Source organism: Microbispora bryophytorum, from assembly GCF_006874465.1.
Classification (GTDB): domain Bacteria; phylum Actinomycetota; class Actinomycetes; order Streptosporangiales; family Streptosporangiaceae; genus Microbispora; species Microbispora bryophytorum.
Map to the genome: position 1 here is coordinate 23,137 of NZ_VIRL01000032.1, position 23,127 is coordinate 46,263.

24 protein-coding genes and 1 pseudogene are annotated in these 23,127 nt (G+C 71.4%); 13 read left to right on the forward strand and 12 right to left on the reverse strand.

The window, feature by feature from the left end; genetic code table 11:
- Positions 1 to 630 (reverse strand): annotated as a pseudogene (locus FLX07_RS34225) (alkaline phosphatase family protein); the annotation flags it as partial.
- A gap of 563 nt (positions 631 to 1,193) precedes the next feature.
- Between FLX07_RS34225 and FLX07_RS34230 the strand changes: the two are divergent.
- Positions 1,194 to 1,814 (forward strand): hypothetical protein, encoded by a 621-nt coding sequence (locus FLX07_RS34230; protein ID WP_142575832.1) that lies wholly within the window; start codon positions 1,194 to 1,196, stop codon positions 1,812 to 1,814.
- Positions 1,815 to 1,895: 81 nt separating this feature from the next.
- Here the strand turns inward: FLX07_RS34230 and FLX07_RS34235 are convergent, their stop codons facing one another.
- The 6 genes from FLX07_RS34235 to FLX07_RS34260 all read right to left on the reverse strand — a co-directional run bounded on the left by FLX07_RS34235 (position 1,896) and on the right by FLX07_RS34260 (position 5,327).
- Positions 1,896 to 2,570 (reverse strand): DNA alkylation repair protein, encoded by a 675-nt coding sequence (locus FLX07_RS34235; RefSeq protein WP_223854040.1) that lies wholly within the window; start codon positions 2,568 to 2,570, stop codon positions 1,896 to 1,898.
- A gap of 277 nt (positions 2,571 to 2,847) precedes the next feature.
- Complete coding sequence (locus tag FLX07_RS34240; RefSeq protein WP_142575833.1) at positions 2,848 to 3,180, reverse strand: YnfA family protein; 333 nt, start codon at positions 3,178 to 3,180, stop codon at positions 2,848 to 2,850.
- Positions 3,181 to 3,272: 92 nt separating this feature from the next.
- On the reverse strand, positions 3,273 to 3,728 hold the full coding sequence (locus FLX07_RS34245) for a MerR family transcriptional regulator (protein ID WP_142575834.1): 456 nt from the start codon (positions 3,726 to 3,728) through the stop codon (positions 3,273 to 3,275).
- On the reverse strand, positions 3,725 to 4,186 hold the full coding sequence (locus FLX07_RS34250) for a hypothetical protein (RefSeq protein WP_208762539.1): 462 nt from the start codon (positions 4,184 to 4,186) through the stop codon (positions 3,725 to 3,727). The genes FLX07_RS34245 and FLX07_RS34250 overlap by 4 nt, the downstream gene beginning before the upstream one ends.
- 104 nt (positions 4,187 to 4,290) lie before the next feature.
- Positions 4,291 to 4,992, reverse strand: coding sequence for a cation efflux transmembrane domain-containing protein (locus tag FLX07_RS34255; protein ID WP_142575835.1), 702 nt, complete (start codon positions 4,990 to 4,992; stop codon positions 4,291 to 4,293).
- The gene (locus FLX07_RS34260; protein WP_142575836.1) at positions 4,992 to 5,327 is read right to left on the reverse strand and encodes an ArsR/SmtB family transcription factor; all 336 of its coding nucleotides are present in this window, start codon (positions 5,325 to 5,327) and stop codon (positions 4,992 to 4,994) included. Before FLX07_RS34260 ends, FLX07_RS34255 begins: the two co-directional genes overlap by 1 nt.
- 331 nt (positions 5,328 to 5,658) lie before the next feature.
- Between FLX07_RS34260 and FLX07_RS34265 the strand changes: the two genes are divergently transcribed.
- From FLX07_RS34265 to FLX07_RS34290, 6 genes are all read left to right on the forward strand, one after another.
- On the forward strand, positions 5,659 to 5,970 hold the full coding sequence (locus FLX07_RS34265) for a heavy-metal-associated domain-containing protein (RefSeq protein ID WP_142575837.1): 312 nt from the start codon (positions 5,659 to 5,661) through the stop codon (positions 5,968 to 5,970).
- Between the two features lie 138 nt (positions 5,971 to 6,108).
- Positions 6,109 to 6,471 (forward strand): MFS transporter, encoded by a 363-nt coding sequence (locus tag FLX07_RS34270; protein WP_223854039.1) that lies wholly within the window; start codon positions 6,109 to 6,111, stop codon positions 6,469 to 6,471.
- A 55-nt stretch (positions 6,472 to 6,526) separates the two neighbouring features.
- On the forward strand, positions 6,527 to 6,808 hold the full coding sequence (locus FLX07_RS34275) for a metal-sensitive transcriptional regulator (protein WP_142575838.1): 282 nt from the start codon (positions 6,527 to 6,529) through the stop codon (positions 6,806 to 6,808).
- Between the two features lie 25 nt (positions 6,809 to 6,833).
- Entirely contained in the window at positions 6,834 to 7,046 is a 213-nt protein-coding gene (locus FLX07_RS34280; RefSeq protein WP_142575839.1) for a heavy-metal-associated domain-containing protein, read from the forward strand.
- Positions 7,043 to 7,984 (forward strand): hypothetical protein, encoded by a 942-nt coding sequence (locus FLX07_RS34285; protein ID WP_142575840.1) that lies wholly within the window; start codon positions 7,043 to 7,045, stop codon positions 7,982 to 7,984. The genes FLX07_RS34280 and FLX07_RS34285 overlap by 4 nt, the downstream gene beginning before the upstream one ends.
- Before the next feature lie 29 nt (positions 7,985 to 8,013).
- Positions 8,014 to 10,251, forward strand: a complete 2,238-nt coding sequence (locus FLX07_RS34290) for a heavy metal translocating P-type ATPase (RefSeq protein ID WP_142575841.1) — start codon at positions 8,014 to 8,016, stop codon at positions 10,249 to 10,251.
- A 133-nt stretch (positions 10,252 to 10,384) separates the two neighbouring features.
- On the opposite strand, the gene FLX07_RS34295 is transcribed toward FLX07_RS34290, so the two are convergent.
- The 5 genes from FLX07_RS34295 to FLX07_RS34315 all read right to left on the reverse strand — a co-directional run bounded on the left by FLX07_RS34295 (position 10,385) and on the right by FLX07_RS34315 (position 14,936).
- Complete coding sequence (locus FLX07_RS34295) at positions 10,385 to 11,185, reverse strand: crotonase/enoyl-CoA hydratase family protein (protein WP_142575842.1); 801 nt, start codon at positions 11,183 to 11,185, stop codon at positions 10,385 to 10,387.
- A 182-nt stretch (positions 11,186 to 11,367) separates the two neighbouring features.
- Entirely contained in the window at positions 11,368 to 11,829 is a 462-nt protein-coding gene (locus FLX07_RS34300) for a cupin domain-containing protein (RefSeq protein ID WP_142575843.1), read from the reverse strand.
- 100 nt (positions 11,830 to 11,929) lie between these two features.
- A complete protein-coding gene (locus FLX07_RS34305) occupies positions 11,930 to 12,544 on the reverse strand; it encodes a trimeric intracellular cation channel family protein (RefSeq protein WP_142575844.1) in 615 nt (204 codons plus the stop codon).
- Positions 12,545 to 12,835: 291 nt separating this feature from the next.
- Positions 12,836 to 13,834, reverse strand: a complete 999-nt coding sequence (gene gap, locus FLX07_RS34310; RefSeq protein WP_142575845.1) for a type I glyceraldehyde-3-phosphate dehydrogenase — start codon at positions 13,832 to 13,834, stop codon at positions 12,836 to 12,838.
- Positions 13,835 to 13,988: 154 nt separating this feature from the next.
- Positions 13,989 to 14,936, reverse strand: a complete 948-nt coding sequence (locus tag FLX07_RS34315; protein ID WP_142575846.1) for a GlxA family transcriptional regulator — start codon at positions 14,934 to 14,936, stop codon at positions 13,989 to 13,991.
- Positions 14,937 to 15,272: 336 nt separating this feature from the next.
- Here FLX07_RS34315 and FLX07_RS34320 point away from each other — a divergent pair, with 336 nt between their 5' ends.
- The 6 genes from FLX07_RS34320 to FLX07_RS34345 all read left to right on the forward strand — a co-directional run bounded on the left by FLX07_RS34320 (position 15,273) and on the right by FLX07_RS34345 (position 23,088).
- Positions 15,273 to 16,463, forward strand: coding sequence for an LLM class flavin-dependent oxidoreductase (locus FLX07_RS34320; RefSeq protein WP_142575847.1), 1,191 nt, complete (start codon positions 15,273 to 15,275; stop codon positions 16,461 to 16,463).
- Between the two features lie 38 nt (positions 16,464 to 16,501).
- Complete coding sequence (locus FLX07_RS34325; RefSeq protein WP_409347506.1) at positions 16,502 to 17,800, forward strand: MsnO8 family LLM class oxidoreductase; 1,299 nt, start codon at positions 16,502 to 16,504, stop codon at positions 17,798 to 17,800.
- A gap of 128 nt (positions 17,801 to 17,928) precedes the next feature.
- Complete coding sequence (locus FLX07_RS34330) at positions 17,929 to 19,539, forward strand: ABC transporter substrate-binding protein (protein WP_142575849.1); 1,611 nt, start codon at positions 17,929 to 17,931, stop codon at positions 19,537 to 19,539.
- Entirely contained in the window at positions 19,536 to 20,576 is a 1,041-nt protein-coding gene (locus FLX07_RS34335; RefSeq protein WP_142575850.1) for an ABC transporter permease, read from the forward strand. The genes FLX07_RS34330 and FLX07_RS34335 overlap by 4 nt, the downstream gene beginning before the upstream one ends.
- Positions 20,576 to 21,415, forward strand: coding sequence for an ABC transporter permease (locus tag FLX07_RS34340; RefSeq protein ID WP_142575852.1), 840 nt, complete (start codon positions 20,576 to 20,578; stop codon positions 21,413 to 21,415). The genes FLX07_RS34335 and FLX07_RS34340 overlap by 1 nt, the downstream gene beginning before the upstream one ends.
- Positions 21,412 to 23,088, forward strand: coding sequence for a dipeptide ABC transporter ATP-binding protein (locus tag FLX07_RS34345; RefSeq protein ID WP_142575854.1), 1,677 nt, complete (start codon positions 21,412 to 21,414; stop codon positions 23,086 to 23,088). The genes FLX07_RS34340 and FLX07_RS34345 overlap by 4 nt, the downstream gene beginning before the upstream one ends.
- Positions 23,089 to 23,127: the final 39 nt, after the last annotated feature.

A 23,127-nucleotide genomic window follows, 5' to 3' on the forward strand; every position in this document is an offset into this window, starting at 1 on the left:
TCAGTTCCAGATGCCGGAGATCGCCGACGCCGACGCCGCGTTGCCCGCGTGGCCGGTGCCGTACATGTCCTCGATGGTGCGCAACATGTTGTAGTGGTTGTAGGTGGTGCCGGAGGACGACCCCGACCGTACCGGCTGGCCGTACAGCACGGTGGCGATGCGGTTGCCGCTGAGCCGGTTGTCCTCGTCGAAGGTGACCACGAGAAGGCTGTTGTGGGTCTTGGCCCAGGTCGCGTACGCGTCGAGGTTGTTCTTCAGCCAGGTGTCCCCGGTGGACACCGAGCAGTCGTGCATGTCGCTGCACAGGTTCGGGACGACGAACGACACCTTCGGCAGCTTGGTGAAGTCGGTGGGGAACTGCGCGAACGTGTACGCGGTGGACGCCGGCACCTTGGAGAACCCGAACCAGGGGTTGTGCTTGCGGGCGTACTTGCCGCTGCTGCAGGTGGTCGAGCCCTGGCTGGGCAGCGACTCGTTGTAGCTGGCCCAGCTCTTGCCCGCGGCGATCAGTTCCGACGCCAGGTTGGGCGCCGAGCTGAAGCCGGGCGTGTAGCAGGAGTCGTCGGTGACGCCCTGCGTCGATCCGGAGAACATGGCGAAGTAGTTGGGCTGGCTGGGATGGGTCTCGGCGTAAAGGCGGTCAGGTTGGCCCCGCCGCTCTTCAGGGAGTTGATGTAGGGAGCGCTAGAGGTGCCGACGACTTGGGAGTAGGCGTGGTTTTCGAAGACCACGACCACCGTGTGGTCCGGCGTGGGCAACGTGGCCGCCTGGGCGCTGAAGCCTCCGGCGGCCCACAGGCCTAGGGAGGCCGCGGACAGTGTGAAGGCGGTGGCGAGGGCGGTGATCCGGCGGGCCGGCATGGCGGTCCTCCAGAGGGGGGTGTCTGGGAGGACCAGCTCAGGCTAGGAACACCCCGTGACGCTGACCGCACGCCTGACGTGAAGGTTGGCCGAACGGCGAGTGAAGCCCTTTGTCGCCCGATTTCCGGGAATGCCTGCCGGGTCAGACCTGCACGCAGGTGGCAGCCGCGAAGCGAGGCACGGTGTACAACCGGGCGCGGTCGTGCAATCGAGGGTGAGCATCTCGCTGCCTATCCGTCGGGGCCGGCGATCTCGACGACGTGCAGGGGGTGCCCAGAGGCGGTCAGATCGATTCCCCAGCTGGAAAACGAAGATCGTTCTAGGCTGGGCGCCGTGCCTACGCTCAGGGTGATCCTCGCGCTGCTCGTCCTCTATACCTTCACCCTGGGCCCCGCGTCCCCCGTGTCGGGCCGGTTGGTCGTGGAACGCGCGACGTCCGAGGCCGTCGAGGTGTTCACCGTGGACTTGACCGACTTCTTCAAGGAGCCCTACGACTCGCGAATCGAGCCGTTCAACTACGCCCTGGACGCAGCCATGCAACGGGTGGAGGGGCACCCGAAGGACCTCGCCCCGCCGTATCTGCTGAAGCGGCCATACCGGCTGGTCTTTCCGTACATCACCGAACGTGGGCGGGCGCTGGCCGCCATACCGCTGAACGGTGTCGCGTGGCCCGACCACGTGCGGACCCCCTTCACGATCATCCCGGTCGTACGGCAGGTGCGGCACAGCCGGGCGGAGCTCGACACCGTGTTGGACACCGTGTTGGACGCCATGACGTCACCGGCCGACGACCCGAGGATTTTAAGCGGCCACATCGACGCCGAGCGGGACCGGGTCGTAATCGAGGTGACCGACGTCGACCCGCGGCTGCGTCGTCGGCTGGCACAGGAGTACGGCTCCGACCTGGTCGCCGTCCAGTGGAGCCCGGGCGGCACTCGATCGCACCTCGTCTGACGACGACGTCAACGGGCCTCGGGATCGTAGCGGGTGCCCCGTTCCGGGGGAGTCGCGGCACGGGCGTGAGCGCGAACCTTCCTACTTGTCATGCTGTCGGCGCACCATCTCGGTGATCCAGACGGGTGCGAACGGAGACGTGCAGCCTGGTGGAGTCGGGTAGTCCTTGAGCACCTCCAGGCGCTCACCGATGTCGATCGCACGGGCGCGGTGCTCGGCGTGCTCGATCCCGATCTGGGCCAGGCAGTGGTTCATCGCCCACTGCAGGCGATCCGGGGCGTCTTTCATCTCCGCCTCGATGACGTCGAGCAGCCCTGCGAGGTCGAGGCCCTCGGGCTTCTTCGTCACGCGTTCGGCGGTCAGCGCCCAGCCGGCACTCGCGACCACCGGATCGGAATCGGCGGACCAGGCCAGGCGCAGCTCTTCCGAGTGCGGGTTCTTCTTCACCACGTAGTTCACGAGCCAGTCGTGCACCTTGGGCGTGCGCGCCTCGCGCAGCATGACGTCCAACGCGTCACGCTCGAACGCCTTCGGACGGCAGATCAGGATCGCCAGCAGTCTCGCCGCGGTGTCATCGGTCTCCCACAGCCGGCACGCGAGTTCCTGCTGCGTCTGCAGCCGCTTCGCGAGCGCGCGCAGCTTGCCGAGGTTCACACCGTGATCGTCACCGTGCTTCTCGTTCACCGCGCGTGCCTTCGGGTCCTCGAGCTCGGCTAGCTCGGCCATCACCTCGACCACCATCACCTCGACCACCATCGTCTCGGTCAGCGTCGTCCCGGTCACGTCAGCCTCCTGTCCGTCACGTGCGGGATTCAGCCTACGAGCACTCGTCTGTTCAGCTCAGTCTTCTCAAAATCGGCCATGCCGCCACCCTGGCAGCATCTCCGTGACGAGATGGACTGGATGCGGGGACGTGATCGTCCTGCACTTACCCGGTGGCACCGACTTTGCTGCCTGCGCCGGTCGCCGGCCCGCCTTGAGCACGACGGGTTCGAGTCGAGGCCGCGGACGTCGATCAACCCACCTTGCTCGGTCAGCCACGTGGCGCGTACATGATGACCAGCACGCCGGCCAGGCAGACGAGCGCGCCGATGACGTCCCAGCGGTCGGGCCGGAACCCGTCGACGACCATGCCCCAGACCAGGGACCCGGCGACGAAGATGCCGCCGTAGGCGGCCAGGATGCGGCCGAAGTTCGCGTCGGGCTGGAACGTGGCGACCAGCCCGTACAGGCCCAGCGCGATCACGCCGCCGCCGATCCACAGCAGGCCACGCTGCTCGCGTACGCCTTGCCAGACCAGCCATGCTCCGCCGATCTCGGCGAGGGCGGCCAGGACGAAGAGCAGCAGGGAGCGGATGACCGTCATGGCCGGTAGTACAGCGCATGGCAGCGGTCGATTCGTCTCCGGGCGCCCTTCGCGCCGCGGTTCGGGCGCTCAGCGATGGTCGGGGTGGGTGCTCACGACGGCCGGTCCTCCGCCGGGGTGCGGCCGGTGGCCAGGCCGGCGTACGGCAGCGGGCAGTCGGGACAGGTGCAGTTCGTCAGGCTGTCGCAGCCCGCGGTGACCACCTGGGTGAGCGCGGTGCGGATGGTGGTGAGGTCGGCGATGCGCGCGTCCACCTCGGCGATCTTGGCCTGGGCGCGGGCACGCAGGTCGGGAGTGGGATGACCGCGCCTGCCGGTGTCGATCAGCTCGGCGACCTCGTCCAGGGTGAAGCCGAGCCGCTGGGCGGCCTTGATGACGGTCAGCAGGGTGACCGTCTCCGGCGGGTAGGCGCGGTGCCCGCCGGGACTGCGCGCCGGTTCGGCGATCAGTCCGCGACGCTCGTAGTAACGCAATGTCTGCGGGTTGACCCCGGCCCGCCTGGCCACCTGCCCGCTGCGCAGGTGGGGGCCGTCGGGATCCTGCCTCACACCGATCCTCGCGATGCGGCAGGAGCCGATGCGGCAGACCCCAGTTCGGCAGGACCCGGTTCGGCAGGACCCGGTTCGGCAGGACCCGGTTCGGCAGATCCCAGATCGCCAGGACCCGGTGCGGCCGACACGGCGCGTGCCTGGAGCGCGTCCAGCACCTCGATCCGCTCCGGCGGCACCGCCACCTCCAGTGTCAGGCCGCCGTCCGCGATGGTCAGGGTGAAGGCGAAGAAGGAGCAGCAGCCGTTCTCCCGCGCGGTCAGCTCGGCCGCCCGGGCGGCGTACTCCGGGCTGAAGACGAGCTCCAGCCGCAGCCGCTCGCGTCCGGGGCGCCGCACGGCCTGAACCGCGTCGGCGAACAAGGCGTCGAACTCGGCCACCCGAAGCGGCTGCTCCGCAGTGGGCAGGGTGCACGCTGCGGGAGCCCATCCCTGGTCAAGGGCGATGTCCTGTGTCACATCTCTGACGGTAAGCCTGTACTCCGGTACCGGATGCAACCCCTTTGCGCGTGGGTGCGCACCGACAAGTGTGGGGCGTACGCGAGATGACGCCGGGTCGCCGATCACCGGGAGTCGTCCCGGGCAGGGGAGCAGCACGGGTCGCCGCACTGGCCGGACGAGGGGGACGGCGTGCGGGCGGGAGCGGCGCAGCAGGCGTCCCCGCGCCAGGCTTCGCGGCCTTCCTTGACCGCGACGGCGGCGATGACCAGGGCGGCGATCGGGTCGGCCCAGGACCAGCCGAAGGCGCTGTTGAGGGCGAGCCCGGCGAGCAGCACCGCCGACAGGTAGGTGCACAGCAGGGTCTGCTTGGAGTCGGCGACCGCCGAGGCGGAGCCGAGTTCGCGGCCGGCGCGACGCTGGGCGTACGACAGCACCGGCATGATCACCAGTGAGAGGGCGGCCAGGACCAGGCCGGGAGTGGAGTGCTCGGCCTCGCCGGCGCCCAGGAGGGTGCGCGCGGCGTCGACGGTGACGTAGGCGGCCAGCGCGAAGAAGGAGATCGCGATGATCCTCAGCGCGGTCTTCTCCCGTGCCTGGTGGTCGGTAGCGGAGAACTGCCAGGCCACCGCGGTGGCGGAGGCGACCTCTACGACGGAGTCCAGGCCGAATCCGACCAGTGCGGCCGAGGAGGCGAGGGTGCCGGCGGTGATGGCGACGACGGCCTCGATCACGTTGTAGGTGATGGTGGCGGCCACCAGCAGCCGGATGCGCCGCCGGAGCGCTTCGCGGCGGGCCGGGGTAGGGCCGAGGGAGATCGCGGTCATCAGCAACACCCCTTCTCATCCGCGTCCACGCAGGTGCGGTCGGCGGCCACCGCGATCACCGCGGTGCGCAGGTCGTCCAGCGCGTGGCCGAGCCGCTCGTCGGCCAGTTCGTAGCGGGTGCGCCGCCCGACGGGCACGGCGACGACCAGGCCGCAGTCGCGCAGGCAGGCCAGGTGGTTGCTCAGGCGGGTGCGGGAGATGCCCAGCAGGTCGGCCAGGTCGGCCGGATGCGCCGGAGCCTCGCGAAGCGCGATCAGGATGCGGCATCGGATCGGGTCGGCCAGGGCACGGCCGAACCGGGCAAGTACGTCGATGTCGGACGCGATGGTGACCATTGCCCTGACGATACAGGAAATCCTGAATTCAGTCAGCTCTGAATCATCGGATGTGTCCTGAGTAGCGCGAGCCGCCGGACGGCGCGACAGACGTCGTGCACGAGACATGCGGACGAGGTGGCTGAGCCGGCCGAGTGGACCGCGTGGCTGAGTTCGTCCCCGGTGAGAGGAGGCGACGACGCGCGCCGCTCCGTCGCCCGGGCTGCCGGTGAGTGAGTGATGCCCGCCTGAAGCAGGTTCGCGCACTCCTCCACATTTACACCCCATGGGGGTATGCTATGGTCTCTCGCGACGGGTACCCCCCAGGGGTAAATACATAAGGAGGACGGGTATGTGCACGGCATGCGCGTGCGGCACGGAGTCGGCCCAGACCACGGCGACCGCTGAGGCGAGTGCGGCGGACGGCCAGGTCGGCAAGGGCGGCCAGGTCGGCCAGGTGGGCAGGGTCTATTCGGTGAGCGGGATGACCTGCGGCCACTGCGTCTCGTCGGTGTCCGGGGAGATCGGCAAGGTCGGCGGCGTGACCGGGGTGGCCGTCGACCTGCCGACCGGCGCGGTCACCGTCAGCGGCGCGGGATTCAGCGACGAGGAGGTCCGGGCCGCGGTGGAACAGGCCGGCTACCAGATGGCGGCCCGGTCCTAGCGGATCGACCCCCGAAGAAAGCGGTGGGCGTGCACTGGCATGCACGCCCACCTGCGGGGCCGGTCCGATTCGGCATCACACCCAACCCTCCAGCGCATCCTCCCATCGCCGGCGGATGTGAAGAACAGGAGTGCGGCAATGAACGCCGTCAATCCGCGCAGGTGGCGGGCACTGATCGTGCTCGCCGCGGCACAGTTCATGGTCATCATGGACACCTCGATCATCGGTGTCGCCTTACCCGACATGCAGCGCGACCTGGGTTTCTCCCCGGACGCGCTGCAGTGGGTCTTCAACGCCTACGTCATCGCCTTCGGCGGCCTGATGTTGCTCGGAGGTCGTCTGTCCGACCTGTTCGGCGCCCGGAGGATCTTCACCGTCGTTGCTGCTCATGCGCAAACGCGCGTCGTCGGCGCCTGTCGCCGCGGACGCCCAGGCAGCGCAGGTCCAGGTCACTCCGAGCGGGCCCATCCCCGGGTGAGGCGGGCCCGCGAAATACCCTAGGGGGGTAAGGTGTTAGATACAGAGAGGACGGAACTCAGCAGAGCAGGGCGGGGAGATGGCCGGATACACGGGGACCAAGAAAGACCACCTCAGGCGGCTGCGCCGGATCGAGGGGCAGGTCCGCGGACTGCAGCGGATGGTCGACGAGGACAAGTACTGCATCGACATCCTCACCCAGGTCTCGGCCGCCAACAGAGCGCTCCAGGCGTTCGCCCTGCAACTGCTGGACGAGCACATGGCGCACTGCGTGGCCGAGGCCGTCGCCAAGGGCGGCACCGAAGCCGACGTAAAGATCAAGGAAGCCTCCGAGGCCGTCGCCCGTCTCGTCCGTTCCTGATCGGCTATCACAAAGGAGAAGCGTCATGACCACCGCCACCTACACCGTCACCGGTATGACCTGCGGACACTGCGTCAGCTCGGTGAAGGAGGAGATCGGCGAGGTCCCCGGCGTCACCGGCGTCGAGGTGGATCTCGCCACCGGGATCGTCACCGTCGAAAGCGACAGCCCCCTCGACACGGCCACGATCAGGGCCGCCGTCGAGGAGGCCGGATATGAAGTGGTGGACAAGCAATGAACACGCCGGCCCGCCTGGGCACATATGTCCTCGGTCTCGCCGTGGTCTTCGCAGGGGCGTTCGGCGTCGGCGGCGCCGTGGGCGCGACGGGACCGGCGCCCGCGAACAACAGCCATGGAGATCACGCGACCCCTCCACCGGCCGCGCGGAAGACGGAACACGTGCCGGGAGGACTCCAGGTGTCCCAGAGTGGCTACACCCTCACGCCGCAGACCACGATCGTCACCCCCGGGACTCAGACCGAGTTCCGGTTCACCGTGGACGGCCCCGACGGCCGCCCGGTGACCGCCTACGAGACCCAGCACGACAAGAAGCTGCACCTCATCGTGGTCAGCCGGGATGGAGTCGTCTTCCGGCACCTGCACCCCGAGCTGTCGGGCGACGGGATCTGGTCGGTGCCGCTGACGCTGCCCGACGCCGGCGCCTATCGGGTGTTCGCCGACTTCGTCCCCCAGGGCGGGGAAGGCCTGACCCTCGGCGCGGACCTGTACGCTCCCGGCGACTACGCACCCCGGGCCCTGCCGGCGCCCAGCCGTACGACTACGGTCGAGGGATACACCGTCCGGCTCGACGGCACCCTCACACCGGGTGCGGCGAGCAGGCTCACCGCCGAGATCACCAGGGACGGCAAGCCCGTGACCGACCTGCAGCCCTACCTCGGGGCGTACGGACATCTGGTCGCGCTGCGCGTGGGCGACCTCGCCTACCTGCATGTGCACCCCGACGGCGCTCCGGGTGACGGCGTCACCCCCGCAGGCCCCGGCATCACCTTCTACGCCGAGGTTCCCAGCCCCGGCGACTACCGGCTCTTCCTCGACTTCCAGCACGACGGAACCGTGCACACCGCCGCCTTCACCGTACGGGCGGAGCGACCCTCAGGGGCAATCCCCACCGCCACGGCGGACCACGGATCCGAACACGCCCACTCCGGCCACTGACAGCGAGTATGACGCGGAAAGGAGGAGCGATGGCCTCCATAACCGGTGACCGGCCGTCCGGCGCGGTCGAGCTTTCGATAGGCGGCATGACCTGCGCGTCGTGCGCCAACCGGATCGAGCGCAAGCTCAACAAGCTGGACGGTGTCACGGCCACGGTGAACTACGCCACGGAGAAGGCCAAGGTCACCTTCCCCGCTGATGTGGATCCACTCCTGCTGGTGGCGGAGGTGGAGAAGGCCGGATACACGGCCAGGCTGCCCGAGCCGCCCGCACCCGAGCAGGCGGCTGAGGAACCGGGAGACGAGCTCGCTCCCCTGCGGACCCGCCTGCTGGTGTCGGTGGTGCTCGCGGTGCCGGTGATCGCGCTGGCGATGATCCCCGCCGTGCAGTTCACCTACTGGCAGTGGCTGTCGCTGACGCTCGCCGCCCCCGTCGTGGTCTACGGCGGCCTGCCGTTCCACAAGGCCGCCTGGACCAACCTGCGCCACGGCGCCGCCACGATGGACACCCTCGTCTCGCTCGGCACGATCGCCGCGCTGGGCTGGTCGCTGTGGGCGCTGTTCCTGGGTGATGCGGGCGTGCCCGGGATGACCCACGGGTTCGACCTGACCATCACCCGCAGCGACGGCTCGGGCAACATCTACCTGGAGGCCGCCGCCGGGGTGACCGCGTTCATCCTCGCCGGACGCTACTTCGAGGCGAGGTCCAAGCGGCGGGCCGGAGCGGCGCTACGCGCCCTGCTTGAACTGGGCGCCAAGGATGTGGCCGTGCTGCGCGACGGCCGCGAGGTGCGCATCCCCGTCGACGAGCTGAAGGCCGGAGACCACTTCGTCGTACGGCCCGGCGAGAAGATCGCCACGGACGGCATCGTCGAGGAAGGCGCCTCGGCCGTCGACGCCTCGATGCTCACCGGCGAGTCGGTCCCGGTCGAGGTCCGGCCGGGCGATTCGGTCACCGGGGCGACGGTCAACGCCGGCGGGCGGCTGGTGGTGCGGGCCACCCGGGTCGGGTCCGACACCCAGCTCGCCCAGATGGCCCGCCTGGTGGAAGACGCCCAGACCGGTAAGGCGCAGGTGCAGCGCCTGGCCGACCGCATCTCCGGGATCTTCGTCCCGATCGTCATCGCCCTGGCCGTGGCGACGCTGGGATACTGGCTCGGCACCGGTGAAGGGGCCGGGGCGGCCTTCACCGCCGCGGTCGCCGTGCTGATCATCGCCTGCCCGTGCGCGCTGGGCCTGGCCACGCCGACCGCGCTGCTGGTCGGCACCGGCCGGGGCGCCCAGCTCGGCATCCTGATCAAGGGCCCGGAGGTGCTGGAGTCGACCCGCGCGATCGACACGATCGTGCTGGACAAGACCGGCACCGTCACCGAAGGAAGGATGACCCTCGTCGAGGTCCACCTGGCCGACGGGCAGGACCGTGACGAGGTGCTCCGCCTGGCCGGGGCCCTGGAACACGCCTCCGAACACCCCATCGCCCAGGCCGTCGCCCGGGGCGCCGCCGAACGCGTCGGCGACCTGCCTGCCCCGGAGGACTTCGCCAACGTCGAGGGCCTGGGGGTGCAGGGCATCGTGGACGGCCACGCCGTGCTGGTCGGCCGGCCCCGCCTGCTGGAGGACTGGTCTCAGCACCTGCCCGCCGGCCTCGCGCGGGCGCTGGAGCAGGCGCAGGCCGCCGGCCGTACGGCGGTGGCGGTCGGCTGGGACGGCCAGGCCCGCGCGGTGCTGGTGGTGGCCGACGTCGTCAAGCCCACCAGCGCCCAGGCCATCGCCGATCTGCGGGCGCTGGGGTTGACGCCGGTGCTGCTGACCGGTGACAACCGGGCGGTCGCCCAGGCGGTCGCCGCCCAGGTGGGCATCGATGAGGTGATCGCCGACGTGCTGCCGGCCGGCAAGGTCGATGTGGTCAAGCGGTTGCAGGCCGACGGCAAGACCGTGGCGATGGTCGGCGACGGGGTCAACGACGCCGCGGCGCTGGCCCAGGCCGATCTCGGGCTGGCCATGGGCACGGGCACCGACGTGGCGATCGAGGCGGCCGATCTGACGCTGGTGCGGGGTGATCTGCGGGTGGCGGCCGACGCGATCCGGCTGTCGCGGCGCACGCTGCGCACGATCAAGGGCAACCTGTTCTGGGCGTTCGCCTACAACGTCGCGGCCCTGCCGCTGGCCGCCGCGGGACTGCTCAACCCCATGATCGCCGGAGCGGCGATGGCCTTCTCCAGCGTCTTCGTCGTCAGCAACAGCCTCAGACTGCGCCGCTTCCGTTAGGTCGTGTCTGACAATCATGGCCTTGTCAGACACTCCTTAGCGCAGCGCGTGCGAAGGGTCTCCGGCAACGTGTCCGGCGGCCCTTCCGGCGGCCCTTCTGGAACCTGCCGGCCACGCGAGTGGACCGCCGCGCCTACGCCGGCTCGGGGCCGGAGGGACGAGCGGGAAAGACCCCGTGGCGGCCGGCGCCGGCGGCGAAGCGGGCGGCGCCGGCCACGCCCTCGCGCTCCACGATCGGAACGCCCGCCGCCCCCTCGGCGCGCAACGCCTCGGCCAGGGGCAGGTCCAGCGCGGCGTAGGTGGAGGCCCGGTCGGTCAGGACGCATTCGAAGGGGAACGCCGCGATCTGCCCGGCCAGCTCACGGGCCGCCTCGACCGCCCGGCCCGGCTCGACGACCCGGTTGGCCAAGCCGATCGCGAGGGCTTCGTCGGCCCCCACCGGGCGGCCGGTGAGGATCAGGTCGAGGGCGCGGCCCAGGCCCACGATCCGCGGCAGCCGGACCGTGCCGCCGTCGATGAGCGGCACCCCCCAGCGACGGCAGAACACCCCGAGCACCGCGTCGGACTCGACGACCCGCAGGTCGGCCAGCAGCGCCAGCTCAAGGCCACCCGCGACCGCGTATCCGCCGATCGCGGCGATCAGCGGCTTGCCCAGTCGCATCCGGGTCGGCCCCATCGGACCGCTGCCGCCTCCGTCGGGATCCAGTTCGTTGCGCCGCTCGGGGTCCCCGGCCGCGGTCAGACCGGCGCCCGCGCAGAAGGTGCCGCCGCTGCCGGCCAGGATCGCCACCCGCTGGTCCTGGTCGGCCTCGAACTCCGCGAACGCCGCCCGCAGTTCCCCGGCCATGACCCGGTCGACGGCGTTGCGCCGATCGGGCCGGTCCATCCAGATCGTGGTGATCGGTCCCTCGACCTCCACCCGCACGTCACCCATCGCTACTCCCGTCACGTCACGGCCTGCGCGGCCCAGCAGTGGAAACGAGACCACGGTAGAACGCGAGACGGGAGCTCAGGGCCCGGCGCAGCGGGTGCGGGGGGCGGACACCGTCGAGCGCGGGCAGACGTCGTCGACGAGGGCGACCGAGGAGAGGACAGCGCCCTGTGGTCAGGCCGAGGTCAGGCCGACGTCCGGACCGGGCCGGTCCACTTGAGCTCGGGCAGGTTGACCACGATCGCCTCCTGGGAGCTCCGCGCGATGACGACGACGGCCTCCAGGTCGGGGTCAGGGTTCTCCTCTCGATGCGGCACGAACGGCGGCACGAATATGTAGTCGCCCGGTTTCGTGTCGATGCGCACCTCGTGCGGCACGTCGGCGTCGACGTCGAGGAACACGAACGACGGTGTGCCGCTGACCACGTAGATCGCGGTCTCGGAGTCACCGTGGTGGTGGTTGGCGGAGACGGTCGCCGGCGCCACCTGGGTCTGGCCCATCCACAGCCGTGTCGCACCGACGGTGGCGCCGCTGATGGCGGCCTGGCGTCGCATGCCGCCCGTCTGCGCCGTGTCGGATGTCAGGCCGGCCGGTGCCACGTGGTGCAGCCTCCGGTGGAACGGATCCTCGGGAAGGATGATGCTCACCGTCTGTCCTCCTATGTCGGCAGGCGCCCCTGCATGCACTCGGGGCACGGGCGTGGCGCCGGTCGTCTTCCGTTGCCGCCGTCGCCCCCGCCCGAGCCGCTCACTCCCTCTCGCCGACGCCCCTGGCCAGGGGCGCACGCCAGCGGTACCGCATGGCGAGCATACGGAACGCGAAGGCGAGCACCGCCGAGGACAGAGTGGCGACGAACCCCTGCACCCCCAGCGTGAACAGCAGGGCCATCGACGCCGAGCCGAGCATCGCCGGCACGGCGTAGAGCTCCCGGTCGTAGAGCAGGGTCGGCCTCTCACCGGACAGGACGTCTCTGATGACGCCGCCGCCGACCGCCGTGCAGACCCCGAGGAACACGGCGTGCATCGGCGCGAGGCCGTAGTGCAGCGCCTTGGAGGTCCCGACGGCGCAGAACAGGCCGAGGCCTGCCGCGTCGAAGACCAGCACCCCGGGCATCGCCCGCTCGACCTGGGGATGCCAGAAGAACGCGATGACGGCGGCCACGATCGGCACGAGGAGATATGCCGTGTCCCGCAGCGCGGCGGGCTGCACACCGATGAACAGGTCGCGCACGATGCCGCCGCCGACGGCCGTGAAGAACGCGAGCACCGCGATGCCGACCGCGTCGAGCCGTTTGCGTACGCCCGCCAGCGCGCCGGACAGGGCGAACACGAAGGTTCCGGCGAGGTCGAGCACGGGGGTCACAAGTGCACAGTCTCCCACAAACCGGGCGAATCACTGCGTCAAGATCAGAAAGCCGAGGACCCGAGGCGCCCGCCGGGAAGGCCGGAACCCGTGCGGGCGGCGACCGCGCCGCTGACGAGCGCGGCGGACACGGAGATGCCGCTCCGCGCGATCCCCGGGGGCCGGCCCCGATCCTGCCGCGGTTCTGCCGCGGTCCGGTTCCGGTACCGGTTCTGCTGTGGTCCGGCCCCGGTTTCTGCCGCGGTTCTGCCGTTGTCCGGCCCCGGTCGGTCGTGCGCGTTCCGACGAAGCTCAGTCGCGGGCGAGCAGCTCCAGCGTGTCGACGACGCGGTTGGAGAAACCCCACTCGTTGTCGTACCAGGCCACCACCTTGACGTGCCTGCCCTCGACGCGGGTGAGGGCGGCGTCGAAGATCGCCGACGCCGGCTGGCCGGTGATGTCGCTGGAGACCAGCGGCTCGTCGGCGTACTCGAGGATGCCCTTGAGCCTGCCGTCCGCGGCGGCGCGGTAGGCCGCGAGCACCTCGTCGCGGGTGACCTCGCGGGAGACGGCCGTGTTCAGCTCCACGATCGACCCCACCGGGACCGGCACGCGGATCGAGTCGCCCGACAGCTTGCCGTCGAGGTTCGGCAGCACCAGGCCGATGGCCTTGGCGGCCCCCGTGGTGGTGGGCACGATGTTGACGCCGGCCGCGCGGGCGCGGCGCAGGTCGCGGTGGGGGCCGTCCTGCAGGTTCTGCTCCTGCGTGTAGGCGTGCACCGTGGTCATGAAGCCGTGCTCGATGCCGGCCAGGTCGTCCAGCACGGACGCCAGCGGAGCCAGCGCGTTCGTGGTGCACGAGGCGTTCGAGACGATCACGTGCCGGGCGGGGTCGTAGACCTCGGTGTTCACGCCGTAGGCGAGCGTGACGTCGGCGCCGTCGGAGGGGGCGCTCACCAGCACGCGCCTGGCGCCCGCGTCGATGTGGGCGCGAGCGGCACGCGCCGCGGTGAAGCGGCCGGTGGCCTCCAGCACGATGCCGACGCCGAGCTCGGCCCAGGGCAGCTTGGCGGGCTCGCGTTCGGCGAGCACCGTGATGCGGCGGCCGTCGACCACGAGGTCGGTGCCGTCGACCTCGACGGAGCGGCCGAGGCGGCCGAGCGCGCTGTCGTACCTGAGCAGGTGCGCGAGGGTCTCCGGGGCGGTGAGGTCGTTGACGGCGACCACTTCGAGGTCGCTGTCACGTTCGAGCAGAGCGCGGAGGGTGTTGCGTCCGATGCGGCCGAATCCGTTGACGGCGATGCGAGTCATGGGCGTTCCTTTCGTTCGCGCTCCATGATCGGCTTTCGGATGCCGGGCCGACAGTGGCCTGAACGACAGCGCACGCAAGGATCCAGCCAGAAGTTTCGCCACCGATCGCAAGGATCTCGCCATGTCCTCCTCGCACGCGCCAGGGCCGCGAGCCTCAGGCCGAGAAGGTGTGGCGATACTCGGTGGGAGAGGTGCCGAGGATGCGCTGGAAGTGCAGGCGCAGGTTGGCGCCGGTGCCGAGCCCCACCCGGTCGGCGATCTGCTCCACGCCCAGGTCGGTGCGTTCGAGCAGCTCGCGTGCCAGGTCCACGCGTGCCCTGAGCACCCACTGCATCGGCGTGTAGCCGGTGTCCTCCGCGAACCGCCGGGAGAAGGTGCGCGCCGACACCCGCGCGTGGCGGGCGAGGGTCTCCAGGGTCAGCCGTTCGGACAGGTGCGCCAGGGCCCACTCGCGGGTGTTCGCGAACAGGTCGCCGAGCGGCTCGGGGACGCTGCGGGGAACGTACTGCGCCTGACCCCCGCTGCGATAGGGGGCGGCCACCAGCCGTCTCGCCACATGGTTGGACAGCCCGACGCCGTGGTCGCGCCGCACCAGGTGCAGGCACAGGTCGATGCCGGACGCCGCGCCCGCCGACGTCAGCACGTCGCCTTCATCCACGAACAGCACGTTCTCGTCCACCCGCACGAGCGGGTGCTTGCCGGCGAGGGCCTTCGTGTAGTGCCAGTGGGTCGTCGCCCGCTTTCCGTCGAGCAGGCCCGTCGCCGCCAGCGCGAACGCCCCCGTCGAGATGGCCGCGAGCCGGGTTCCGCGCTCGTGGGCGGTCATGAGCGCGCCGACGACCGCGACCGGTGGTTCCGTGGTCGCCGGCTCCCGATAACCGGGGATGAACACGGTGTCGGCCTGCTCCAAGGCGCCGAGGCCCTCGGCCACGTGATAGGAGAGGCCGTCGCCGCCGGTCACCAGTCCGGGCGCGGCGCCGCAGACCCGCACCTCGTACGGCATGCTCGGCCGGTTGGAGAACACCTGCGCGGGGATGCCGACGTCGAGCGGCTTCGCGCCCTCCAGCACGAGCACGGCGATGCGGTGGTTCTTCCGGCTCATCGGCCTCCTCCGGCTCTCCCTCGGTCCGGCGGCCATTTCCTCACGCCGTGACCGCCACGGCACCTGTCGCAAGCATCCTGCCATCGGCCCGCACCCTGACGTCAGACAGGCGTGGTCAGGCAGCCGTGGTCAGGCAGCCGTGGTCGGGCAGGCGTGGTCGGGCAGGCGTGACACAGGCGCGGCGGCAGGACGTGGGGACGGCCAGACGTGGCGACGGGGCGGGGACGGCGGGGCGCGGTGGCGGGCGGATTTCTTCGCGGCCGTTGACATAGCCTGCTTTTCCTACATAGTTAGTAGGTAAAGCGTAAAGCCCCTCTTCGAGAGGTATGCGACCACGTGAAATTCCTCGCCATCACCCTCATCGCGCACGGGCCCGACCCGCTGACCGGCGAGACCAGGTCCACCACCGAGCGGTTCCGCGATGTGGTGGACACCGCCGTACTCGCCGAGGAGCTGGGCTTCGACGGCTTCGGAGTGGGGGAGCGGCACGAGCGGCCCTTCATCTCCTCCTCGCCGCCGGTCGTGCTCAGCCACATCGCCGCCCGGACCTCCCGCATCCGGCTGTTCACCGCCGTTACCACGCTCAGCCTGCTCGACCCGGTACGGGCGTACGAGGACTACGCGACGCTCGACCACCTGTCGGGCGGACGCCTCGAGTTGATCATCGGCAAGGGGAACGGGTCGGCCCAGGCGCGGCTCTTCCACGTCACCTCGGAGGACCAGTGGGACCGCAACCGGGAGGCGTACGAACTGTTCCGCAGGCTCTGGCGGGAGGACAGGGTCACCTGGGAGGGCCGGTTCCGGCCGTCCCTCACCGACGCGGAGACGTGGCCGCGCCCGTTGCAGCGGCCGATCCGGGTCTGGCACGGCAGCGCCACCAGCAAGGAGTCGGTGGAGCTGGCCGCCCACTACGGTGACCCGCTGTTCTCGGCGAACGTCACCAACCCCATCGAGCCGTACGCCGAGCTGGTCGACCACTACCGCGAACGGTGGGCACACCACGGGCACGACCCCGCCGACGCGCTGGTGGGCGCGGGCAGCGCCGGCTTCTACGCGGCGCGCACCTCGCAGGAGGCGATCGCGACCTACCGCCCGATCTACGACGCCCGCGTCGCGCTGTTCCGCCGATCGGGCGTGGAACCGGTCTTCCACTCGCTGGAGGACGCCATCGAGCGCGGCTCGATCCTCGTCGGCAGCCCCCAGCAGATCATCGACAAGGTTCTCCGCTACCACGAGCGGCTGGGCCACGAGGTCATGCACATCAGTGCGGACGCCGACGGTCTGACCCGGGCGCAGCACCGGGCGGCGCTGGAGCTGTTCCAGAGCGCCGTCGCCCCCGTGCTGCGCAAGGAGATCCCGAGCCGGCCGTTCCCCGCCGTGCCGGTGGTTCCGCAGAGCGCCGGCGCGACCCGGCAGGAAGGCGCAGTTACCCGCAGGAGCACCGTGACTCATCAGAACACCGCCGTGACCAACCAGAGCGCCGGGACCCGTCAGAGCACCGTCACGAGCACCGGAGCCCCGGCATGAGCGTCCCCGAGCCGACAGCACAGTCCACAGCGCAGCCAGTGAGCACAGCGCGGCCGGTCAGCACAGCGCGGTCGGTCAGCACAGCGCGGCCGGTCAGGCGGCCGGTTCCCCTGTCGATTCTCGACCTGTCCCCGATCCCGTCCGGCAGCGGAGCGGGAGACGCGTTGCGCAACAGCATCGACCTCGCGCGCCACGCCGAGCGTCTCGGGTACCTCCGCTACTGGGTGGCCGAGCACCACTTCGCGGCCGGTGTCGCGAGCTCGGCCCCGGCGGTGCTCATCGGCCTCATCGCGGCCGCGACGAACCACATCAGGGTGGGTTCGGGCGCGGTGCAGCTCGGCCACCAGACGCCTGTCGCGGTGGTCGAGCAGTTCGGCCTCGTCGACGCGCTCCACCCCGGCCGGATCGACCTCGGGCTCGGCCGTTCCGGGCAGCGCAGGGCGGAGATCGTGGCTGAGGCTCCCCAGGCTCCTCAATCCGCGCAGGCGCCCCAAGCCGCGCAGGTTCCTCACGCCGCGCGGGCTCCGCAGGCCGCCCGGGCCGCGGCGCCCAGCGAGTCCCGCGTGGTGGACGGGCTGCTGATCCCGCCCGCGTTCTCCTTCGCCGAGCTGGCCCGCTCTCCGCAGCTCGCCCTCCAGGCCGCGCTGCTGCAGCAGCCGGGCGCGCGCACCCCCGACTTCGCCGAGCAGGTCGACGAGGTCGTCGCCTTCCTGGAGGGCACCTACCGGTCGCCCGGCGGAATCGCGGTGCATGTCGTGCCGGGTGAGGGCGCCGAGGTGGAGCTGTGGATCCTCGGCAGCAGCGGCGGACAGAGCGCGAAGGTGGCGGGGGAGCGCGGGCTTCCGTTCGCCGCCAACTATCACGTCAGCCCGGCGTCGGTGCTGGAGGCCGTGGAGGCCTACCGGGAGGCGTTCACCCCCTCCAAGGTGCTGTCCGAGCCGTACGTCGTCGTCTCCGCGGACGTGGTCGTGGCCGAGGACGACGCGACGGCCAGGGAGCTGGCCAAACCGTACGGCCTCTGGGTGCGCGCCATCCGTACGGGCCAGGGGGCGATCCCCTACCCGACGCCGGGTGAGGCGGACGCGCACGTCTGGAGCGAGGCGGACAGGGAACTGGTGGCCGACCGCGTGGACACCCAGTTCGCGGGCTCGCCGGAGACGGTCGAGGAGCGGCTCCGCGTGCTCCAGCGGGTCACGGGCGCCGACGAACTGCTGATCACCACGATCACGCACGGGCACGCCGACCGGGTGCGCTCCTACGAGCTGCTCGCGGAGGCGTGGCACGGAGAAGACACGCTCCGCGCGTCGCGAACTCACCCGTCCGGGCGGCCCGCGTGAGCGCGGCGGCGAGGGAGCGCGGTCGCGCCGCCGCCGGTACGCCGGGCCACGAGCCGCCTGGACGCAAGCCTCCGGTACCCGCCGCCGGAGACCGGGGCACTGCACGCGGGCACGGCAGGAGGATCACTGTGGAGGTCGTCAGGGGCGCGCTGCCCCTCATTCTCGTCGCGGCGCTGGCCGCGTGCGGGTCCCAGACGCCCGCCGCACAGTCAGGTGGCACCTCTCTCACGTGGGCCGTCGAGACCGAGCCCATCACGTTCAACCCTCATCTGTGGGCGCAGAACAAGGCCAGGCTGCTGGTGTTCAACCAGTTCGACGCGCTCCTCGCGTACGGCGAGGACGGGTCGTTCGTCCCCTGGCTCGCCCGGTCGTGGAAGGTCTCGGACGACGGGCGCACCTATACCCTGGAGTTGCGCGACGACGTCACCTTCCAGGACGGTACGAAGTTCGACGCGGCGGCGGTGAAGGCGAACCTGGACAAGCTGCGCGAGCCCGGTTACAACCCGGCGGTCGCCGCCATCCAGTTGCACGCCCTCGACAAGGCCGAGGTGCTCTCGCCCACCACCCTGAAGATCACCTTGAAGGAGCCCGACGGGCTGTTCCTCGACTTCCTCGCCTCGCCGTACGCCGGGCAGGTGTCCCCGAAGTCCCTCAGGGAGGCCAAGGACCTCAAGGCCGGCGGTCCGGACGTGGTCGGGACCGGCCCGTTCGTCCTCGACCGCTACGTGCGGGGCCAGGAGGCCCACTATCGGCGCAACCCCCGCTACGACTGGGCGCCGCAGGGCAGCGCCCACCAGGGACCCGCGTACCTGTCGGAGGTCACCTATCGCTTCCTGCCGCAGGCGGCCGTCCGCGTCGGCGCGCTCACCTCCGGGCAGGTCCAGGTCGTCGAGGGCGTCCCGGCCACCGACATCCAGTCGGTCAAGGGCGACCCCGCGCTGTCCTTCCAGTCGGCGCTCAACTCCGGCACATCGTTCTCCTACTACTTCAACACCTCCCACCCGCCCTTCGACGACAGGCGCGTGCGGCAGGCGTTCCGGGAGGCCGTGGACGTCGACGCCGTGCTGGCGTCCGTCTACCAGGGCACCGCCAAGCGGGCCTGGAGCGTCGTCGCCGACACCAGCCCCTTCTACGACCCGTCGCTGGAGGGGACGTACGGCGGGGACGTCGCCGAGGCGAACGCGCTGCTCGACGCGGCGGGCTGGACCGGGCGCGACGCCGAGGGCTATCGGACCAAAGGCGGCAAGCGGCTGACGGTCCGCTCGGTGGCGTCGGCGCCGTTCGTCCGCGACCGCAGGGACGTCCTAGCCCAGGCGATCCAGGCACAGGTCAAGCAGACGGCGGGCATCGAGTTCCAGGTGAGGATCGTGGATCAGGGCACGGCGCAGAAGGCGTACGACGGAGACGAGTACGAGATCTTCGAGAACTCGCGCGGCGACTCCGACGCCGGGGCCGCGCTCAACCTCATCCTGCCGAAGGGCGGGGCCATCAACCGCAGTCACTACGAGGACGCCGAGCTGGACGACCGGCTCGCCAAGGCGTCGGCGAGCTCCGACCCCTCCGAACGCAAGGCGCTGTACGCCGAGGTCCAGCGGAAGGTGGTGACCGCGGAGGCGGTCGTCTTCCCCGTCTACGTGCCGTCCGACCAGATCGCGGCGAGCAGGAACGTGCAGGGCCTCGGCTTCGACCCCGTCTCCGGCACGCCGCGCGGCGCCTACGACGTGCGGATCGCCGCATGACGGCGGCGCCGCCGGCCCGGCGGCCCACGACGACGGCGCCCGCCGAGCCGCCCGCCGAGCCGCTCGCGACCCGGCCCCCGGCGCCGCGGCGACTCCCGGGGCTGCGCGTGCCCGCCTGGCTGGGCACGCCGGTGCGCAGGATCGTCTCGGCCGTGGCCGTGCTGTGGGCGGCCGCCACCACCGCGTACGCGGCCCTGCTGCTGGCGCCCGGGGACACCATCGACATCCTCATTGGCGACGGCGCCGACACACCGGAGATCCGCGCGCAGATCGTGGCCGAGTGGGGGCTGGACCGGCCCGAAGCCGTGCGTTACCTGAGTTACCTCGGCCGCCTGCTGCACGGCGACCTCGGCCGTTCCTACCAGTTGCAGCGCGACGTCGGCGAGGTGCTGGCCGGTCAGGTGGGCCCGACGGTGCGGCTGACCCTGGCGGCCGCCGCGGTCGGCGTGGTGCTGGCGCTCGTCGTGGCGGTGGCGACGGCGGGCAGGTCGGTCTGGCCGCGCCGGATCGTCTCCGCGGCCGAGCTGGTGGCGGTGTCGGTGCCCCAGTTCGTGATCGGCATCGTGCTGCTGTTCGTGTTCTCCTTCTCGCTCGGCTGGTTTCCCGTCTCGGGCGCGGCCGACCCGGAGGCGCTCGTCCTCCCCGCGCTGGCGCTCGGCCTGCCCGTCGCCGGCGTGCTCGGACAGGTGCTCAGGGAGGGCCTGGAACGCGCGCTCGAGCAGCCGTTCGCGGTGACGGCACGCTCACGCGGCCTCGGCGAGCGTGCCGTGGTGGCCCGGCACGCGCTGCGGCACGCCCTCCTTCCCGCCGTCACCCTCACCGGCTGGTTCACCGGCGTCCTGCTCGGCGGGGCCGTCATCACCGAGGCACTCTTCGGCCGGCCGGGGCTCGGCCGGGTGACCATGCAGGCCGTCAGCGCCAAGGACATGCCGGTCGTGATGGCCGTCGTCATCCTGTCGGCGGCGGTGTACGTGACGATCAGCGCCCTGCTCGACCTCGCCTACCGGCTCATCGACCCCCGGCTCAGGAGCGCGTGATGGCCGTCGCAGCACCCGTCCCGAGACCGGGCGTCCGGACGCGTCCCGGTCTCGTCCTCGCCCTGCTCGTCCTGGCCGTCCTGGTCGTCGCCGTGGCGGCGCCCGGCCTGGTCACCCGGGTCGACCCGCTCGCGGCCGACCCGCTGCGGGCGCTGGCCCCACCCGGCGCGGGCCATCCACTGGGCACCGACCACCTCGGCAGGGACGTGTTCGCCCGCGTTGTGTACGGCGCCCGCCACTCGCTCGGCATCGGGGTCCTCGCCACGGCGCTCGCGGTGGGCGCGGGCTCGCTGCTCGGCCTGGCCGCCGGGCTGGCGGCCCGCCTGGCCGGTGAGGCGCTGGCCCGCCTGTTCGACGTGCTGTCGACCTTTCCCGAGCTGCTGCTCGCGCTCCTCGTGATAGCGATCACGGGCCCCGGCACGTGGAACGTCGTCGCCGCCATCGGGATCGCGCAGATCCCCACGTACGCGCGGGTCGTCCGGGCGCAGACGTTCGTCGTGCGCCGTTCCGGCTACGTCGAGCAGGCGGTGACCTTCGGGCACTCGCGGGCGCGCGTCGTGGCCCGGCACGTGCTGCCCAACGTCGTCGGGCCCGTCCCCGTGCTGGCCACGATGGGGCTCGGCCAGGCCGTCATCGCCACATCCGGCCTCAGTTTCCTCGGCATGGGCCCCCAGCCGCCCGCCCCGGAGTGGGGCACCATGCTCGCCGAGTCGCGCGACTACCTGCGTGTGGCTTCGTGGGTGGCCTTCTCTCCGGGAGTGGCCCTCACCCTGTCGGTCGTGTGCCTGACGGTGGCCGGGCGGCACCTTCAGCGGCGTTTCGAGGGAAGGACACCATGACGGAGCTCGCGATCACCCGTGCCGGCGCCGCATCCGGCCCCGCCGCCGCACGCGTACCCGCTGCTGTGCCTGGCCCCGCTGCCGCTCCGCCGCTCGTCGCGGTGGAGGACCTGCGGGTCTCCTTCCCCGCGTCCGGTGTCGAGGCCGTACGCGGGCTGTCGCTGTCGATCTCGCCGGGGGAGTGCGTCGCCCTGGTAGGGGAGTCGGGGTCGGGCAAGAGCGTCACGGCCCGCGCGCTCATCGGCCTGGCGGGCCCGGGTGCGAAGGTGCGGGCGTCGCTCTTCCACGTTGGCGGTGGGGACGCCCTGACCTTCGGCCCGCGCGAGTGGCGCCGCGTGCGCGGCCGGTTCGCCGGGCTCGTCCTGCAGGACGCCCTGGTCTCGCTCGACCCGCTGCGCACCGTGGGGGCCGAGATCGCCGAAGTGCTGGCCGAGCATGACGTGGTGCCCCGCCGGGCCCGCCCTGAGCGCGTACGGGCACTGCTGGAGGCCGTGGGCGTCCCGGACCCCGAGACGCGCGTGCGGCAGCATCCGCACCAGCTTTCCGGTGGGCTGCGGCAGCGGGCCCTGATCGCCTCCGCGATCGCCGCGGAGCCCGAGTTGATCATCGCCGACGAGCCCACGACCGCCCTCGACGTGACCGTGCAGGCCCAGATCCTTCGGCTGCTCGCGGACCGGAAAGCGGCCGGGACGGCACTGCTGGTGATCAGCCACGACCTCGCCGTGGTGGCCGCGGTCGCCGACCGCGTCCTGGTCATGAAGGAGGGCCTGGTGGTCGAGGAGGGGCCGGCACGCGAGGTGCTGACGGCTCCACGGCACGACTACACCCGGGCTCTGCTGGCCGCCGTGCCTTCCGCGTCCGCCGTGCCGCGCCGGCCGGATCGCTCCCCGGTGGCCGCTCCGCGTGGTCCCGTGCTCGCCGCCATGGGGCTGTCGGTCGCGTACGGCTCGCGCAGGGCCGTGAACGACGTCTCCTTCCGCCTGCACGCGGGGGAGACACTCGGCGTGGTCGGCGAGTCGGGGTCGGGCAAGACGACGCTCGCGCGGCTGGCCCTCGGCCTGCTCGCGCCGGACGCCGGTGAGGTGATTCTGCGGGGAGGCCCCTGGAGCGGCCTGCCCGAGCGACGGCGGCGCCCCCTCCGCCCGGCCGTCCAGGTGATCGCGCAGAATCCGCTCGACTCCTTCGACCCGCGTCACACGGTGGGCCGCCTGGTCGCCGATCCGCTCTCCGCGCTGCCGAGGCGGCGGCGCCGGGAGCGCGCCGTCGAACTGCTGGGCCGGGTCGGGCTGCCGCCCGAACTGCTCGGCCGGCGTCCGCGCGAGCTGTCGGGCGGCCAGCGGCAGCGCGTGGCCATCGCCCGCGCGCTCGCGTCCCGGCCCGAGGTGCTGATCTGCGACGAGCCCGTCTCCGCGCTCGACGTGTCGATCCAGGCACAGGTGCTCGACCTGCTGGCCGAGATCCAGGCCGAGGACGGGACGGCGCTGCTGTTCATCTCCCACGACCTGGGCGTCGTGCGCCGGCTGAGCGATCGGGTCCTGGTGATGAAGGACGGCAGTGTGGTGGAGGAGGGGGACGCCGGCGAGGTCTTTCATCATCCCCGGCACCCCTACACCCGGGAGTTGCTCGCGGCAGTGCCCCGGCTCCCCGAGCGAGCGGCCGGCGGCGACCGGTGACGACCTGAGGACACCCCGGCTTGACGGCGCGGCGAGGGT